This window comes from Intrasporangium sp. (assembly GCF_032907665.1).
Lineage (GTDB): Bacteria > Actinomycetota > Actinomycetes > Actinomycetales > Dermatophilaceae > Intrasporangium.
In genome coordinates, this window is record NZ_JAJJPG010000006.1 from 7,300 (window position 1) to 21,201 (window position 13,902).

Consider the following 13,902-nt stretch of genomic DNA (forward strand, 5'->3'; position numbering starts at 1 on the left):
GCGACGAGGCCGAGGGCGACGAGGCCGAGGAGAAGCCTGCGAGGAAGTCCACAACGAAGAAGTCCACGGCGAGGAAGTCCACGGACCAGGCCCCGGCCAAGAAGACCGCAGCCAAGAAGACCGCGGCGAAGAAGGCGACGACGAAGAAGGCGGCCAGCAAGCGCAAGGCCAGCTGACACGACACGTTCGTCACGCCGGGGCGAGGGACCCGGCGGGGACAGGCGCCGGTCGGCAAGGATGGGGCCATGCAGACCGTTTCGGTTGAGGAGCTGAGCTCCAGGGTCCAGTCACTGCCACCCAACCCGCGCATCGTCGCCAGCGGGAACATGGCCATCCCGTGGGTCGGCGTGAGGGTCCTCGACGAAGCCCTCCCCTCCTACATCCTCCACGCCCTCAACGCCCCGCCCGGCCTGCCCGAGCGAGAGGGCGTCACCGTCGAGACCTGCTTCGTCGGGGCCGGTATGCGCCGCCATCCCGCTCTGCGCTACGTCCCCTCGCGACTGTCGCTCGTGCCACTCCTCTACTCGCGCACGCTCCTGCCGGACGCGGTCCTCATCCACTGCGCGCCGCCCCGGGACGGGCAGCTGAGCCTCGGGGTGGAGGTCAACGTCCTGCCGGCGGCGATCGACGCCTGCCGGGCGCGCGGCGGCCTCGTCATCGCCGTCATCAACGACCGGATGCCGTACACGTTCGGCGACGCCCAGGTGCCCCTCGACCACGTCGACGTGGCGATCGAGGTCGACGAGCCGCTCGTGACCCACTCCGCAGGGACGCCTGACGAGGACAGTGCGACGATCGGCGAGCGGGTGGCCTCGATGGTCCTCGACGGCTCGACGATGCAGCTCGGTATCGGCGCCGTGCCTGACGCGACGCTCAACGCGATCACCGGCCGCAAGGGCATCCGGGTGTGGACCGAGATGTTCTCCGACGGCATCCTCGCGCTCGACGCGGCTGGGGCCCTCGACCGCGATCATCCGCTCGTCGCGTCGTTCGTCTTCGGCAGCCAGGACCTCTACGACTGGGTCGACGGCAACGCGTGGGTGCGGATGTTGCGCACGGAGAAGACCAACGACCCGGGACTCATCGCCCAGCAGCGCCGCATGACCTCCGTCAACACCGCCCTCGAGGTCGATCTCTTCGGCCAGGCCAACGCGTCCCGCATCAACGCGCGGATCCATTCGGGCTTCGGCGGCCAGACCGACTTCATCGTCGGCGCGCTCCACTCCCCCGGCGGCCAGTCCTTCATCGCACTGCGCTCCTGGCACCCCAAGGCCGACGTGTCGACGATCGTGCCGCTCGTGGACGAGCCCGTGACGAGCTTCCAGCAGAGCGCGATCGTCACCGAGAACGGCGTCGCCAGCCTCTGGGGGCACGACGAGCGTGAGCAGTGCCGGGACCTCATCGACGAGTGCGCTCACCCACGGGTGCGCGAGGAACTGTGGGAGGAGGCAGCAGCGCTAGGGCTCGCCTGAGTCCCAGCCACCCCCTGAGGGCCGTATGCCGCCCAGCCGGCTCAGCGGCATACGACACCTCCCGTCGTGGTCGGCGCAGGGCCGTTCTGCTCAAGGTCTGGACCCAGTGGAGTTGTGTCGGCGAGGCACTGACTGGAATGGTGGCTGCGAGTGATCTCGTCTGATCGCATCGCGAGCCCTCGCTATGTTCCGGGATCGTCGTCGCCTCGACCACCGTGCGTCGCTCCAATGGCGGACGGCCCGTCGCCTTCACAGCGGGAAACAGAGGTCCGAGCACGGCCCACGCCTCATCAGAGATCACGTCGCGCGACGCAAGCCCGACGACTGCGAAGACCCTCAGGCAACACCCGGCGAGGCTGACCGTGACTCGGTGCCCGCCCGCACCACGAAGCGTCTACTGGTCAGGATCGGTGAACGAGACCGGCTTGCCGGTGGCGTGGGCATATGCGATCTCCCTGCTCGTGGACTCGCCGATGTACCCGCCGGGGTTGACGACCAGAACCCGGTCAGCCAGGTCGATCTTGCGCAGGTGGAGGGAGTCCAGCGCGGTCTTCTGCTCGTTGGTGATCAACTCGTCCGCTTCGCCTGGCGCGACGACGATGACACCTGCGAAGGTCAGATCACGGTTCGCCGCACGCATCTCGTCCACGAACCGGGTAGAGCCGCAGATGCAGACGATCTCAGGTCGGTCGGGCACGGCTCAGTCCTTCGGTCGAACAGGAAACCATCAGTCTGCGCATAGACATCACGGACGGGCATACGAGCCAACAGTTTATGCAGCGAAATGGACACCCATGCGGCTGCACCGTCCTAGGCGGGAGGCGTGGCCCGCACTGGCAATGACGCTGCTCGACGCCGAAGTCTGGGGGAATCCGGCTCACCAGCTTCCTTGAGCAACACGGCCTAGGCTGACGCCATGAGCGCGACCGACCGACCCGTCGCAGTCGTCACCGGGGCCACGCGGGGCATCGGCCGCGCAGTGGCCGAGGACCTGGCCGCCACCCACCATGTCGTCGTCGGTGGCCGGACTGACGCTGCGGTCGAGCGGGCTGTCGATGCGCTTCCGTCCGCCGAGGGCTTCGTCGCCGACCTGCTCGACTGTGGGCCCGGCGGTTCGCTCGAGGCCGCCCTCACTGAGCTCGTGCCGCGCCTGCCCCGGGTCGACGTGCTCGTTCACTCCGCGGGAGTCCTGCACCGCGGCACGGTCGCCGATGTGCCGATGTCCCACTGGGAGGCGTCGATGCGGGTCAACGTCGTTGCGGTGGCAGGGATCACGCGCGCCCTGCTCCCCGCCCTCCGTGCCGCCCAGGGTCTCGTCGTGGCCATCAACTCGGGGGCAGGGCTCGCGGCATCCCCCACCATGGGGCCGTACACCGCCTCGAAGTTCGCGCTCCGTGCCTTCGCCGACGCGCTGCGCGAGGAAGAGCGTGGGTCCGGCGTGCGGGTCACCTCCATCCACCCCGGGCGTGTCGACACCGACATGCAGCACGAGATGATCGACTTCGAGGGCGGGCCGTACCAGGCCGAGGACTACCTGCACGTCGGGTCCGTCGTCAGCGCCGTGCGGTTCGCGGTCGCGGCCACCCTCGAAGCGAGCATCGACCAGGTCGTGGTGCGACCACGCGGCTTCCGGGCCTGACCTCGACGGCGTCACCTCAGATGCGACTGGCGCCCCGTGTCGGGACGATCGCGAACTGCGCGAACGCCAGGGCCTCGACGAGGGCCGCCTCCCGTTGGTCCGGCGTCATCTTGCGGGTCCCCACCTCGACGATGACGTCGCCCGACCAGCCGATCTCCACGAGGTACTCGAGCAGCTCACCGCACGGCTGGGTGCCCCGCCCCGGAACGAGGTGCTCGTCCTTGTACGACCCGAGCCCGTCGGCAAGGTGCACGTGGGCGAGGCGCTCCCCCAGCTCACGCGCCATGTGCATCGCGTCCGAGCCGGCCGTGGCCGTGTGCGACAGGTCGAGCGTCACGTTGTCGTAGGGCTGGTCGACCGGATCCCAGTGGGGGAGGTAGGCGAGCATCTCGCGGCGCGCGGTGCGCCACGGGAACATGTTCTCCACCGCGAGCCGGATCCCTGTGTCGTGCTCGCGCAGGGCGATGCCGTCGACGAAGCCGGCGGCGTAGTCGCGCTGCCACCGGAAGGGCGGGTGCAGCACGACGATCGTCGCTCCCACCTCGAGCGCGAGCTCGATGGACCGGTCGACCTTGTCCCACGGATCGGTTCCCCACACCCGCTGGGTGAGCAGCAGGGTCGGGGCGTGCACGGAGACGATCGGCAGTCCGTGGTGGTCACTCAGGGCGCGCAGGGCGCCAGGCTCCTGGGTCACCGGGTCCGTCCACACCATGACCTCGATCGCTTCGTAGCCGAGTCGCGCGGCCGTCGCGAAGGCGGTGGCCGCGTTGTCGGGATACATCGCGGCCGTGGACAGCCCGATGCGGATCGTCATGGGGTTCATTCTGCGACACTGCCGACGCGAGCACCGATCGAGTCCACGTGACGCGTCACACGCCGGCGACCTGCTCCGGGCGACCTCCGGCGACCTACTCCGGACCGAGGTGGTCGAGACGACGGAGGATCAGCCCCTCCCGCAGGGCCCACGGGCAGATGTCGAGCCGGTCGATGCCCAGCAGGTCCATCGCGGCCTCGGCCACGAGCGCACCCGCAAGCATCTGCTGCGCCCGTGCCTCGGAGACGCCGGGAAGCGCCGACCGGGACGCGGCGTCGAGGCCCTTGAGCTTGTCGACGATCGTCCCGAGGTCGGCGCGGCGCAGCTCACGGGGGACGAACTGGCCTTCGTCGCGCGGAGCCGCCCCGGCGATCCGCGCGAGCGCACGCATCGTCTTCGACGTGCCCACTGCGCGGTCGGGGGCGCCGGCCGTGAGCAGCGGCCGCACCTGACGGGCCAGGGTCGTGCGGATGTACGAGCGGACGGCACGAGTCTCCTCGGCCGTGGGCGGGTCGCCGACGAGGCGCTCCCGGGTGAGGCGCCCCGCCCCGAGCGGGAGACTGATCGCGGCATCGGGGTCCTCGTCGATGCCCGCCGCGAGCTCCAGCGAGCCGCCTCCGATGTCGATGACGAGCAGGCGGCCGCTCGACCAGCCGAACCAGCGGCGCACGGCGAGGAACGTCACCCGGGACTCGTCCGCGCCGCTCAGCACCTCGAGGGCAACGCCCGTCCGCTCCCTCACCCGCGCGATGACCGCGTCACCGTTGGGGGCCTCACGCATCGCCGAGGTCGCGAAGGCGAAGAGGTCCTGGACGCCGTGGTCCTCGGCGATCTCGAGGCACTCCCGCACGAACTCGACGAGCCGGTCTGCCGTGTCGTCGCTGATCAGGCCCTCCGGGGTGAGGTTCTCCGACAGGCGCAGGTCGATCTTGTGCGAGAAGGCCGGGAGCGGGTGGGCACCCGGATACGCGTCGACGACGAGGAGGTGGACCGTGTTGGACCCGATGTCGATGACGCCCAGGCGCATGGTGCGACAGTAGCGGTCTCCGGTGAACATCCCCTGAACGAGCACCCCCGACACCCCCGGGTCGAGTGGCCACAAACACCCGGTCGAGTGGCCCCGAACCGAACGCCACGTCGAGTGGCCACAAACACCCGGCTCAGTCCCGGTCGAGTGGCCACGAATGACAGGGTCGTCAGGGTGTGCGTCGGCTGAGGGTGAGCGCGGCCAGGGCAAGGGCGAGGACGATGAAGCCCACGACGATGGCCATCGACGAGACCCCGGCGCTCGTCACGTCGGTGTGTGCGGTGACCTCCTTCATCGCGTCGACGGCGTAGGACAGCGGCAGCACGTCGGAGACGAGTCCGAGGAAGTCCGGGAGCTGGTCGCGGTCGACGAGGAGCCCGCACAGGAGGAACTGGGGCGTGATGAAGGCCGGCATGAACTGCACGGCCTGGAACTCGGTCCGCGCGAAGGCGCTCGCGAGCAGTCCGAGGGCGGTCCCGAGGACGGCGACGAGGACGGCGACGAGCACGAGCATCCAGAGCGGCCCGACGACGTCGAGGTCGCACACCCAGATGGCGAAGGAGGTGGCGAGGAGGGCTTGGACGACCGCCAACGCGCCGAAGGCTCCGGCGTAGCCGAGCATGAAGTCGCCCTTGCCCATGGGTGTCGTGAGGAGACGCTCGAGCGTGCCCGACTGGCGCTCACGCAGGGTCGCCACCGACGTCACGACGAACATGACGATCATCGGGAAGACCCCGAGGAGCGCCGGGCCGATGGCGTCGAAGATGGGGGTGTTCTCGTAGATCCAGGCGATGAGCCCGATCGAGACCATGGGCACGACCATGATGAGGCCGATCGTGCGGTGGTCGGTGCGGAGCTGCCGCAGGACGCGTCCCGTCGTCGCGAGGGTCAGGCCGAGGTTCACCAGATCTCCCCTCCGCCCGTGGCCTCCACGAGGGCGAGGAAGGCGGCGTCGGCGTCGGACTCGCCCGTGCGCTCGAGCAGCTCTGCCGGTGTCAGGTCGGCGAGGACCCGGCCCTCCCGCAGGAGCACGAGACGGTCGCAGCGGGCCGCCTCGTCCATGACGTGGCTCGACACGATGAGCGAGCACCCCTGCTCGGCGAGGTCGCGGAAGTGGTTCCACAGGTCGCGGCGCAGCACCGGGTCGAGACCGACCGTCGGCTCGTCGAGGACGAGCAGCCCGGGGCGCCCGACGAGGGCGCAGGCCAGCGAGACCCTCGACTCCTGCCCGCCCGAGAGGTTGCGGACGAGGACGGCGGCGTGGTCGGTGAGGTCGACCTCCGCCAGGGTGCGGGCGACGGTCTCGCGCAGCCCGCGCCCGGTGAGGCCGACGGCCCGGCCGAAGTAGGCGACGTTCTCCCGGATCGTGAGATCCGGATAGACGCTGGGCGACTGCGACACGTAGCCGACCCGGTGCCGCAACGCCGGCGACCCGGCCGGGTGGTCGAGAACCGTGACCGTTCCGGACTCGACGACCTGGACCCCGACGATCGACCGCATCAGCGTCGACTTGCCTGAGCCGGACGGGCCGAGCAGCCCGACCACCTGACGTGAGGGGATCTCGAGGGACAGCTCCGACAGGACCTGTCGCTTGCCGCGCACCACGGTGAGGTCGCGGATGACGACCGCCGGGCTCCCGTCGGTGCCGTTCATGCCCTGAATCTACTGGCACGCGGGAGCATCGGCCGGGAGTCCGGGCACGTTGACCGGCAGGTCGCTCGGATCGACAATCGAAGTGTCCGGTCCGCCTCGGATCGACGGACCCGTATGTGAAAGAGGGTCGATCCCATCATGAAGCGAGGGATGCAACTACAGGATCTGCTGCCTCTCATCGCCGGCGTCTACGCCTTCCTGTCGCCGATCTGGACGACGACAACCGACCGGGCGACCATGACCATGGTCGCCCTCGGCATCATCACGGCCCTGGCCGCGATCGCCGAGCTGGTCCGCCCGGATGTCATCCCGCTCGAGGGCCTCATGGCTCTGCTCGGTGTGGCGTTCTTCGTCTCGCCCTGGGTCATGGGCTTCACCGGCACCAGCCCGATGGCCTGGACCGCCTGGATCATCGGCGCCGTGACGTTCATCGTCGGGGCCGCCGACATCCAGCTCACGCGGATGCACCACCGGGACACGATGGCAACGTCGCACTGAGGGCGAGGGAGTCCGGAGCACCCACCCGGCCAACCGCCGGGCGGGTGCCCGCATGGCGACGTAGGGTGTGGCGGTGGCCGAAGCTCCGCTTGACCTCCCCCGCGTGTGGGTCGAGTTCACCGACCCCGCGGACGCTGGACAGCGCTTCCGCTGCGACCTCACCTGGCTGACGAGCAGCTGGACCTGCATCTTCGGCAGCGGCTGCCAGGGCATCTACGAGGGCCGGCCCGACGACGGGTGCTGCACCCTCGGGGCGCACTTCACCGATGACGACGACCTCGAGCGCGTCGCCGCCGTCGTCGCTGAGCTCGGCGAGGACGAGTGGCAGTACCGGGACGTCGGCTCGGCCACTGGCCGCCGGAAGGACTGGTCGGAGAAGGAGGACGGGGCCCGCAAGACGCGCGTCGTCGACGGGGCGTGCATCTTCCTCAACCGGCCGGGCTTCCCCGCCGGCGCCGGTTGCGCCCTGCACCAGCACGCCGTCCTCACCGGGGCCCAGCCGCACACCGCGAAGCCCGACGTCTGCTGGCAGCTCCCGATCCGGCGCACCTACCGGACCGTGGAGCTGCCCGACGAGTCGAGCTATCTCGAGGTGACGATCACCGAGTACGACCGGCGCGGCTGGGGTCCGGGCGGGCACGACCTCGACTGGTACTGCTCCGGCAACTCCGAGGCGCACGTCGGCCGCGAGCCGGTCTACCGCTCCAACGCCCCCGAGCTCATCGAGCTGATGGGCCCGGCCGCCTACGAGGAGCTCGCGATCCGCGCGGAGGCACACCTCGCCCAGGTCCGGGCGGTGCGCGCCCGTGGCGCCCGCAAGCTGCTGCCCCTCATCGTGCATCCGGCGACGATGGCTGCGTCGCCTCCCGGGGGACCCACCGGATGACCGGGGCCATCCCCTCCCCCAACATCTGGGACACCCCCGACGTCTACGAGATCGAGAACCGCGGCGTGGACCGGCCCGGCGTCATCGAGGCGGCGATGCGCAGGATTCTCGACTGGGCGGGGCGGGACGTCGTCGACATCGGGTGCGGGTCCGGCTACCACCTGCCGATGTTCGCCCGGACGGCTCGCTCCGTCGTCGGCGTAGAACCTCACCCACCGCTCGCTTCCCTTGCAGCACAACGAGTTTCCCGTATGCCGCTGTGCTCGGTCCGTGAGGAGGGCGCCGCCTCGATCGGGGTTGCGGATGCGTCGTTCGACGTGGCCCATGCCCGCTGGGCCTACTTCTTCGGGCCCGGATGCGAGCCCGGGCTGGCCGAGCTGGACCGGATCATGCGACCCGGAGGCGCGGCGTTCGTCATCGACAACGACGCCACGCGGTCGACGTTCGGTGCCTGGTTCCGCCGGGCCCTGCCCTCCTACGACCCGCGGGCGGTCGAGCGGTTCTGGCGGCGGCAGGGTTGGTCACGCGAGCGGCTCGACATCCGATGGGACTTCGACTCACGCGAGGACTTCGAGGCAGTGGTCCGCATCGAGTTCGCGCCGGAGCACGCCGACCTCATCCTCGCGGAGCACCCGGACGCCATCGGGGTGGACTACGCCGTCAACCTCTGGTGGCGCGGCTACTGAAGCCCGCGGGGCGGGGCACGGGGAATGAGCCCAGCGGCATACGGCCTGGTGGTGTGGTGACGATCAGTCGACGAGATCGAGCGCGAGGTCGACGATCGGGGAGCTGTGCGTCAGCCCGCCCACCGAGACGAAGTCGACCCCCGTCGCCGCGTACTCCCGCACGACCTCGAGCGTGAGCCCGCCCGTCGCCTCGATCTCGACCGGCTCGGGGAGAGCCCGCAGCAGTGCGACCGTCTCGCGGAGCACGTCGACCGGCATGTTGTCGCACATGATGAAGCGTGCCCCGGCGTCGTAGGCCTCCCGCGCCTCGGCCGGCGTCGTCACCTCGACCTGGACGTCCACGTCGGGGAAGCGCTCGCGCACGAGGGCGTGCGCGGCGCCGACCGACCCCGCGGCCAGCTTGTGGTTGTCCTTGATCATCGCGACGTCGTAGAGGCCGAGGCGCTTGTTGGTCCCGCCCCCGGCGCGGACGGCGTACTTCTCCAGCCAGCGCATCCCGGGTGTCGTCTTGCGCGTGTCGAGGACCATCGTCGACGTGCCCTCGAGCGCATCGGCCCAGCGGCGCGTGTGCGTCGCGACGCCGGAGAGGCGGCAGAGGATGTTGAGGATGGTCCGCTCCGCGGTGAGGACGACCTGCGTCCTGCCGCTCACCCGGGCGACGACGTCACCCCGCTCGACCCGGCTGCCGTCCGGGCGGACGACCTCCACCGCGGGGACGGGAGCGCCGATCGTCGCGGCGACGGCCTCGAGGACCAGGCTGATGACCGGTCCTCCTGCGATGACGCCCGGTGCCCGCGCGACGATCGCCCCGGCGCGCTCCTGGTCGGCCGGGATCGTCGCGAGGGTCGTCACGTCGAGCCCGTCGGGGCCGAGGTCCTCACGCAGGGCAGTGGCGACGAGCTCGCGGGCCCACGCGTCGGGGAAGCCGGAGAGCCCGTCGGCCGTACCAGCAGTCATTCCAGGTCTCCTGTCGAATGTGCTTGGGCCACAGCATGTCTCGGGGTGGCATGATCGAGGTCGAGGCCGTCCAGGTTGGATCGGGGCACGTCGACGCGATGGGCCGCGAGGTGGCCGTCGGGTCCCCGAGAGACCACGATGTGGTGCAGGAACCGCGCGTCGTCTCGCTCCGGGAAGTCCTCCCGCACGTGGCCGCCCCGGGTCTCCTCCCGGAGCAGCGCGGCGTGGGTCAGGGCCCGACCGAGGTGGAGCAGATTCGTCGTCTCCCAGCTCTTGGGTCCGCAGACACGGCGGGTGTCCTTCTCCGCCGCCCGCGCCGCGACTGCCGCGAGCGCCGCCTCGGTCTGCGCCAGGGATCCTGCCGAGCGCACTGAGCCGGCACCCGCCGTCATCGCCCGCTGGACGGCCAGGCGCCTCTTGCCCCGGACGAGCTCCCGCACGGGCGGGTCCGGGTCGGGGATCGGTGTGGTCGGCGGCAGCTCGCCCGCCCCGAGCCGTGCGATGAGGTCGTCCGCGGTCCGGCGGGCGAAGACGAGCCCCTCGAGGAGCGAGTTGGAGGCCAGCCGGTTGGCGCCGTGCACGCCGGTGCACGAGGTCTCTCCGCAGGCATACAGGCCCTCCACCGAGGTCCGGCCACGGAGGTCCGTGCGCACTCCGCCGCTGGCGTAGTGCTGGGCGGGGGCCACCGGGAGCAGCTCGGTCGCCGGGTCGAAACCCAGCTCACGGCAGCGGTCGACGATGGACGGGAACCGCTGCTCGAGGAACGCGGCGCCGAGATGCCGGCAGTCGAGGTAGACGTGGTCGGTCCCGGTCTCACGCATCCGCGTGATGATGGCGCGTGAGACGACGTCGCGGGGCGCGAGGTCGGCGAGGGGGTGCTGGCCCTCCATGAAGCGAACGCCGTCGCCATCGACGAGGAAGGCGCCCTCACCGCGGACCGCCTCGGAGATGAGCGGCTGCTGTCCGGTCGAGCCCTCCCCGAGGTAGAGCACCGTGGGGTGGAACTGCACGAACTCCAGGTCGGCGAGCTCGGCTCCGGCCCGGAGCGCCGCCGCCATCCCGTCGCCGGTCGCGACGCTGGGGTTCGTCGTCGAGGCATAGATCTGGCCGAGCCCACCGGTCGCGAGGACGACGGCTCTCGCGTGCGCGGCGCCGACGCCGTCGACCTGCCCCTCGCCGATGACGTGCAACGTCACCCCGCAGACGCGCCCGTCCGCGTCGGACAGGAGGTCGACGACGAGGGCATGCTCGATGACCTCGATGCCCGGGTCGTCGCGGACCCGGTTGAGCGCAGCGATGAGGGCGCGGCTGATCTCGCGTCCCGTGGCATCGCCCCCCGCGTGGAGGATCCGGTCGCGGTGGTGGCCTCCCTCGCGGGTCAGGGAGATCTTGCCGGTCTCGCCACGGTCGAAGTCCGCGCCGATCGCGATGAGGTCCCAGACCGCATCGGGCCCTTCGTTGACCAGGGTGTGCACGGCCTCGACGTCGCAGAGTCCGACGCCGGCGACGAGCGTGTCGTGGATGTGCTCCTCGGGACTGTCGTCGGGCGACATGACCGCCGCGATCCCGCCCTGAGCCCAGGCCGTCGAACCCTCGTCGAGAACGGTCTTCGTCACGAGGAGCACCCGGGCGACGCGGCGGCGCAGACGCAGCGCGGTGGTCAGGCCGGCGATCCCTGACCCGACGACGATGACGTCAGCGGTGGCCGTCCAGCCGGGGGCGGGGGCGCGGAGGCGTCGTGGGATGCGGATGCCGCTCGCGCTCATCGCCGCCCTCTCTCGTGGTGCGTCACGTCCATACGGTATGCCGCTGAGCCGGCTCGCGCGCCGTCGGCTCACTCCCAGCCCTCCCGCCGCTCCCTGCGGCAACACGCCCGGCACTTCGCAACTCACCCCGGATATTTCCGGTGTCTGTTGCGAAGTGCCGGGCGTGTTGCGGTGGCATGAGTCAGGGATGGTGGTCGTGGTCCTCAGCGGGCGCCGGCCGTGACGGCGGAGGTCCGCAGGCCGAAGCCGTCGGGCACGTCGCCCGCGTCGTGGCCGACCTCGACGATCCGGTTGTCCCGGTCGACGAAGACAACCTGCGGCTCGTGGGACCGCGCCTCCTCGTCGTCCATGCACGCGTAGGCGATGATGATGACGGTGTCGCCGGGCGAGATGAGTCGGGCGGCTGCGCCGTTGATGCAGACCACCCCGGAGCCGCGTTCGCCCTCGATGGCGTAGGTCGTGAGCCGGTTGCCGTTGTCGACGTCGACGACGTCGACCTGCTGGCCGGGCCAGAGGTCGGCCGCGTCCATGAGGTCCCGGTCGACGGTGAGCGAGCCGACGTAGTGGAGGTCGGCCTGGGTCACTGTCGCACGGTGGATCTTCGAGTGGAGCATGAAGCGCTGCACGGGGCGGTCTCCTAGTGGTCGGCGAAGGTCTCGCGGGCGCCGCCGCCCGGGCCGACGAGCACCGGGACGTTGTCGATGAGGCGTGTCGTCCCCACGCGCGCGGCCACGGCCAGCAGGGCCTCGCCGTGGTACCACTCGGGGACGTCCTCGAGGGTCTCCGGATGGACGAGGACGAGATAGTCGACGAGGGCGAGCGGCTCGCGCACGAGCACCGCCCGGGCGGCCCGGCGGATCGCCGAGGCGCCCTCGACCGCGGCGTCGGCACCGGCCTGCAGCGCCCGGGAGAGCGAGAGGGCGACCTCGCGGTCGGACGGGGTGAGATAGGTGTTGCGGCTCGACATCGCGAGCCCGTCCGCCTCGCGCACCGTCGGGACGGAGACGACCCGGACCGGGAAGTCGAGGTCCCGGACCATGCGCCGGATGAGGAGCAGCTGCTGGGCGTCCTTCTGGCCGAAGTACGCCGACGTGCACCGCGTGAGGTGCATGAGCTTCGCGACGACGGTGAGCATGCCGTCGAAGTGGCCGGGCCGGGACTGCCCCTCGAGGACGTCGCCGAGCGGGCCGGCCGAGACCCGCACGCCGGGGTCACCGTCGGGGTAGATCACGTCCGGCGTCGGCGCGAAGACGAGGTCGACCCCCGCCGCGGTGCAGATCTCGAGGTCCGCGTCGAAGGTGCGCGGGTAGCGCGACAGGTCCTCCCTCGGCCCGAACTGGAGCGGGTTGAGGAAGATCGTCACGACGACATGGGCGTGCGTCTCCCTGGCCCGTCGGATGAGGGTGGCGTGGCCCTCGTGCAGCGCCCCCATGGTCATGACGACCGCGACATCGCCGTCGTCGAGCTCGGCCCGTGCCGTGCGCAGCTCGTCGCGGGTGCGGGCGACGACCGGACGAACCGGTCCTGTCGCGGCCGACGGGGCCTGCTGGTCGCCCGTCGTGCCCGTGGGGCCTGTGGTCTCCGTGGTGTCCGAGGTCACGAGTCGTCCTCTTCGTCGGCGAGCAGCTGGAGCAGCGGGTCCGCGGCGGATGGCCGGAGCCGGCCGCTGAGCAGGGCCCGCTGGGCCGTGGCCCGAGCCAGCGCCAGGTAGGTCGGCCGGATGTCCGGGGCGACCTCGCGGAGCAGCCCCACGTGACCGGCAACGGTACCGGCATCTCCCCTCGCCACCGGACCAGTGAGGGCAGCATCACCCTGCTGGAGGGTGTTGGCGAGGGCCGCCGACAGGAGCGGCTCGAGGATGCGCGAGGGCTCCTCCACTCCGGCGTGGCGCAGCAGCTCCATGGACTGGCTGACGAGCGTGACGAGATGGTTGGCGCCGTGGGCGAGGGCGGCGTGGTAGGTGAGCCGCTCGTCCTCCGGGATCCACACCGGCTCGCCGCCCATCTCGATGACGAGGGCCTCGGCGAGCGGGCGGGCCAGGTCCACGGTCGTCACGCCGAAGCAGCAGTCGTGGAGGCGCTCGAGGTCGATGGCGGTGCCGGTGAAGGTCATGGCCGGGTGGAGGGCGAGGGGCACGACGTCCCGCTCGGCGGCGGACTCGAACACGGCGATCCCATGGGCCCCCGAGGTGTGCATGACGAGCTGGCCCGGGGTGAAGGTGCCGGTGGTCGCGAGTCCGGCGACGACCTCGGCCAGCGCGTCGTCGGGGATGGCGAGCACGACGAGGTGTGCACCGGCGACGACGTCCGGGATCGGTTTGACCGGCACGCCGGGCAGCAGGGCGGCGGCGCGCTCGCGGCTCGCCTCGCTGACCGCGGTGACGCCGGTGACGTGATGCCCGGCACGGACGAGTGCGGCCCCCAGCACGGCGCCGACCCGCCCGGCCCCGACGACGCCGACGTCGAACCGTGCGGGGCGGTCGTGCGGAGTAGTCATCCACGGCA

The 13,902-nt window shown here is 71.1% G+C and carries 15 protein-coding genes; 5 read left to right on the forward strand and 10 right to left on the reverse strand.

Annotated features, from left to right (window positions below; all coding sequences use genetic code 11):
• Positions 1-245: 245 nt before the first annotated feature.
• The gene (locus tag LOY02_RS01820; protein ID WP_317180610.1) at positions 246-1,472 is read left to right on the forward strand and encodes an acetyl-CoA hydrolase/transferase family protein; all 1,227 of its coding nucleotides are present in this window, start codon (positions 246-248) and stop codon (positions 1,470-1,472) included.
• A 394-nt stretch (positions 1,473-1,866) separates the two neighbouring features.
• Here the strand turns inward: LOY02_RS01820 and LOY02_RS01825 are convergent, their stop codons facing one another.
• Positions 1,867-2,169 carry a hypothetical protein gene (locus tag LOY02_RS01825; RefSeq protein WP_317180611.1) on the reverse strand — a complete coding sequence of 101 codons (303 nt, stop codon included), beginning with the start codon at positions 2,167-2,169 and terminating at the stop codon, positions 1,867-1,869.
• A 219-nt stretch (positions 2,170-2,388) separates the two neighbouring features.
• Between LOY02_RS01825 and LOY02_RS01830 the strand changes: the two genes are divergently transcribed.
• A complete protein-coding gene (locus LOY02_RS01830; RefSeq protein WP_317180612.1) occupies positions 2,389-3,111 on the forward strand; it encodes an SDR family oxidoreductase in 723 nt (240 codons plus the stop codon).
• A 16-nt stretch (positions 3,112-3,127) separates the two neighbouring features.
• Here LOY02_RS01830 and LOY02_RS01835 read toward each other — a convergent pair whose 3' ends face one another.
• From LOY02_RS01835 to LOY02_RS01850, 4 genes are all read right to left on the reverse strand, one after another.
• Complete coding sequence (locus LOY02_RS01835) at positions 3,128-3,934, reverse strand: sugar phosphate isomerase/epimerase family protein (protein WP_317180613.1); 807 nt, start codon at positions 3,932-3,934, stop codon at positions 3,128-3,130.
• A gap of 85 nt (positions 3,935-4,019) precedes the next feature.
• Positions 4,020-4,952 carry a Ppx/GppA phosphatase family protein gene (locus LOY02_RS01840; RefSeq protein ID WP_317180665.1) on the reverse strand — a complete coding sequence of 311 codons (933 nt, stop codon included), beginning with the start codon at positions 4,950-4,952 and terminating at the stop codon, positions 4,020-4,022.
• A gap of 169 nt (positions 4,953-5,121) precedes the next feature.
• Positions 5,122-5,856 carry an ABC transporter permease gene (locus tag LOY02_RS01845; protein WP_317180614.1) on the reverse strand — a complete coding sequence of 245 codons (735 nt, stop codon included), beginning with the start codon at positions 5,854-5,856 and terminating at the stop codon, positions 5,122-5,124.
• On the reverse strand, positions 5,853-6,605 hold the full coding sequence (locus LOY02_RS01850; protein ID WP_317180615.1) for an ABC transporter ATP-binding protein: 753 nt from the start codon (positions 6,603-6,605) through the stop codon (positions 5,853-5,855). Before LOY02_RS01850 ends, LOY02_RS01845 begins: the two co-directional genes overlap by 4 nt.
• 150 nt (positions 6,606-6,755) lie before the next feature.
• On the opposite strand from LOY02_RS01850, the gene LOY02_RS01855 reads away from it, so the two are divergent.
• The 3 genes from LOY02_RS01855 (at position 6,756) to LOY02_RS01865 (ending at position 8,675) form a co-directional block, all read left to right on the forward strand.
• Complete coding sequence (locus LOY02_RS01855) at positions 6,756-7,103, forward strand: SPW repeat protein (protein ID WP_317180616.1); 348 nt, start codon at positions 6,756-6,758, stop codon at positions 7,101-7,103.
• Between the two features lie 73 nt (positions 7,104-7,176).
• Positions 7,177-7,989, forward strand: a complete 813-nt coding sequence (locus LOY02_RS01860; protein ID WP_317180617.1) for a hypothetical protein — start codon at positions 7,177-7,179, stop codon at positions 7,987-7,989.
• The gene (locus LOY02_RS01865; protein WP_317180618.1) at positions 7,986-8,675 is read left to right on the forward strand and encodes a class I SAM-dependent methyltransferase; all 690 of its coding nucleotides are present in this window, start codon (positions 7,986-7,988) and stop codon (positions 8,673-8,675) included. Before LOY02_RS01860 ends, LOY02_RS01865 begins: the two co-directional genes overlap by 4 nt.
• A gap of 63 nt (positions 8,676-8,738) precedes the next feature.
• Here LOY02_RS01865 and nadC read toward each other — a convergent pair whose 3' ends face one another.
• The 5 genes from nadC to LOY02_RS01890 all read right to left on the reverse strand — a co-directional run bounded on the left by nadC (position 8,739) and on the right by LOY02_RS01890 (position 13,894).
• A complete protein-coding gene (gene nadC, locus LOY02_RS01870; protein WP_317180619.1) occupies positions 8,739-9,632 on the reverse strand; it encodes a carboxylating nicotinate-nucleotide diphosphorylase in 894 nt (297 codons plus the stop codon).
• Complete coding sequence (locus tag LOY02_RS01875) at positions 9,629-11,398, reverse strand: L-aspartate oxidase (protein ID WP_317180620.1); 1,770 nt, start codon at positions 11,396-11,398, stop codon at positions 9,629-9,631. Before LOY02_RS01875 ends, nadC begins: the two co-directional genes overlap by 4 nt.
• A 203-nt stretch (positions 11,399-11,601) precedes the next feature.
• A complete protein-coding gene (gene panD / locus LOY02_RS01880) occupies positions 11,602-12,024 on the reverse strand; it encodes an aspartate 1-decarboxylase (RefSeq protein ID WP_317180621.1) in 423 nt (140 codons plus the stop codon).
• Positions 12,025-12,035: 11 nt separating this feature from the next.
• Complete coding sequence (gene panC, locus LOY02_RS01885; RefSeq protein WP_317180622.1) at positions 12,036-12,998, reverse strand: pantoate--beta-alanine ligase; 963 nt, start codon at positions 12,996-12,998, stop codon at positions 12,036-12,038.
• On the reverse strand, positions 12,995-13,894 hold the full coding sequence (locus LOY02_RS01890; RefSeq protein WP_317180623.1) for a Rossmann-like and DUF2520 domain-containing protein: 900 nt from the start codon (positions 13,892-13,894) through the stop codon (positions 12,995-12,997). Before LOY02_RS01890 ends, panC begins: the two co-directional genes overlap by 4 nt.
• Between the last annotated feature and the right edge of the window lie 8 nt (positions 13,895-13,902).

Coding starts and splice junctions, on each gene's coding strand:
- LOY02_RS01820 (WP_317180610.1), top strand. CDS start 246: ATGCAGACCGTTTCGGTTGAGGAGCTGAGCTCCAGGGTCCAGTCACTG.
- LOY02_RS01830 (WP_317180612.1), top strand. CDS start 2,389: ATGAGCGCGACCGACCGACCCGTCGCAGTCGTCACCGGGGCCACGCGG.
- LOY02_RS01835 (WP_317180613.1), bottom strand. CDS start 3,934: ATGAACCCCATGACGATCCGCATCGGGCTGTCCACGGCCGCGATGTAT.
- LOY02_RS01840 (WP_317180665.1), bottom strand. CDS start 4,952: ATGCGCCTGGGCGTCATCGACATCGGGTCCAACACGGTCCACCTCCTC.
- LOY02_RS01850 (WP_317180615.1), bottom strand. CDS start 6,605: ATGAACGGCACCGACGGGAGCCCGGCGGTCGTCATCCGCGACCTCACC.
- LOY02_RS01855 (WP_317180616.1), top strand. CDS start 6,756: ATGCAACTACAGGATCTGCTGCCTCTCATCGCCGGCGTCTACGCCTTC.
- LOY02_RS01865 (WP_317180618.1), top strand. CDS start 7,986: ATGACCGGGGCCATCCCCTCCCCCAACATCTGGGACACCCCCGACGTC.
- nadC (WP_317180619.1), bottom strand. CDS start 9,632: ATGACTGCTGGTACGGCCGACGGGCTCTCCGGCTTCCCCGACGCGTGG.
- LOY02_RS01875 (WP_317180620.1), bottom strand. CDS start 11,398: ATGAGCGCGAGCGGCATCCGCATCCCACGACGCCTCCGCGCCCCCGCC.
- LOY02_RS01890 (WP_317180623.1), bottom strand. CDS start 13,894: ATGACTACTCCGCACGACCGCCCCGCACGGTTCGACGTCGGCGTCGTC.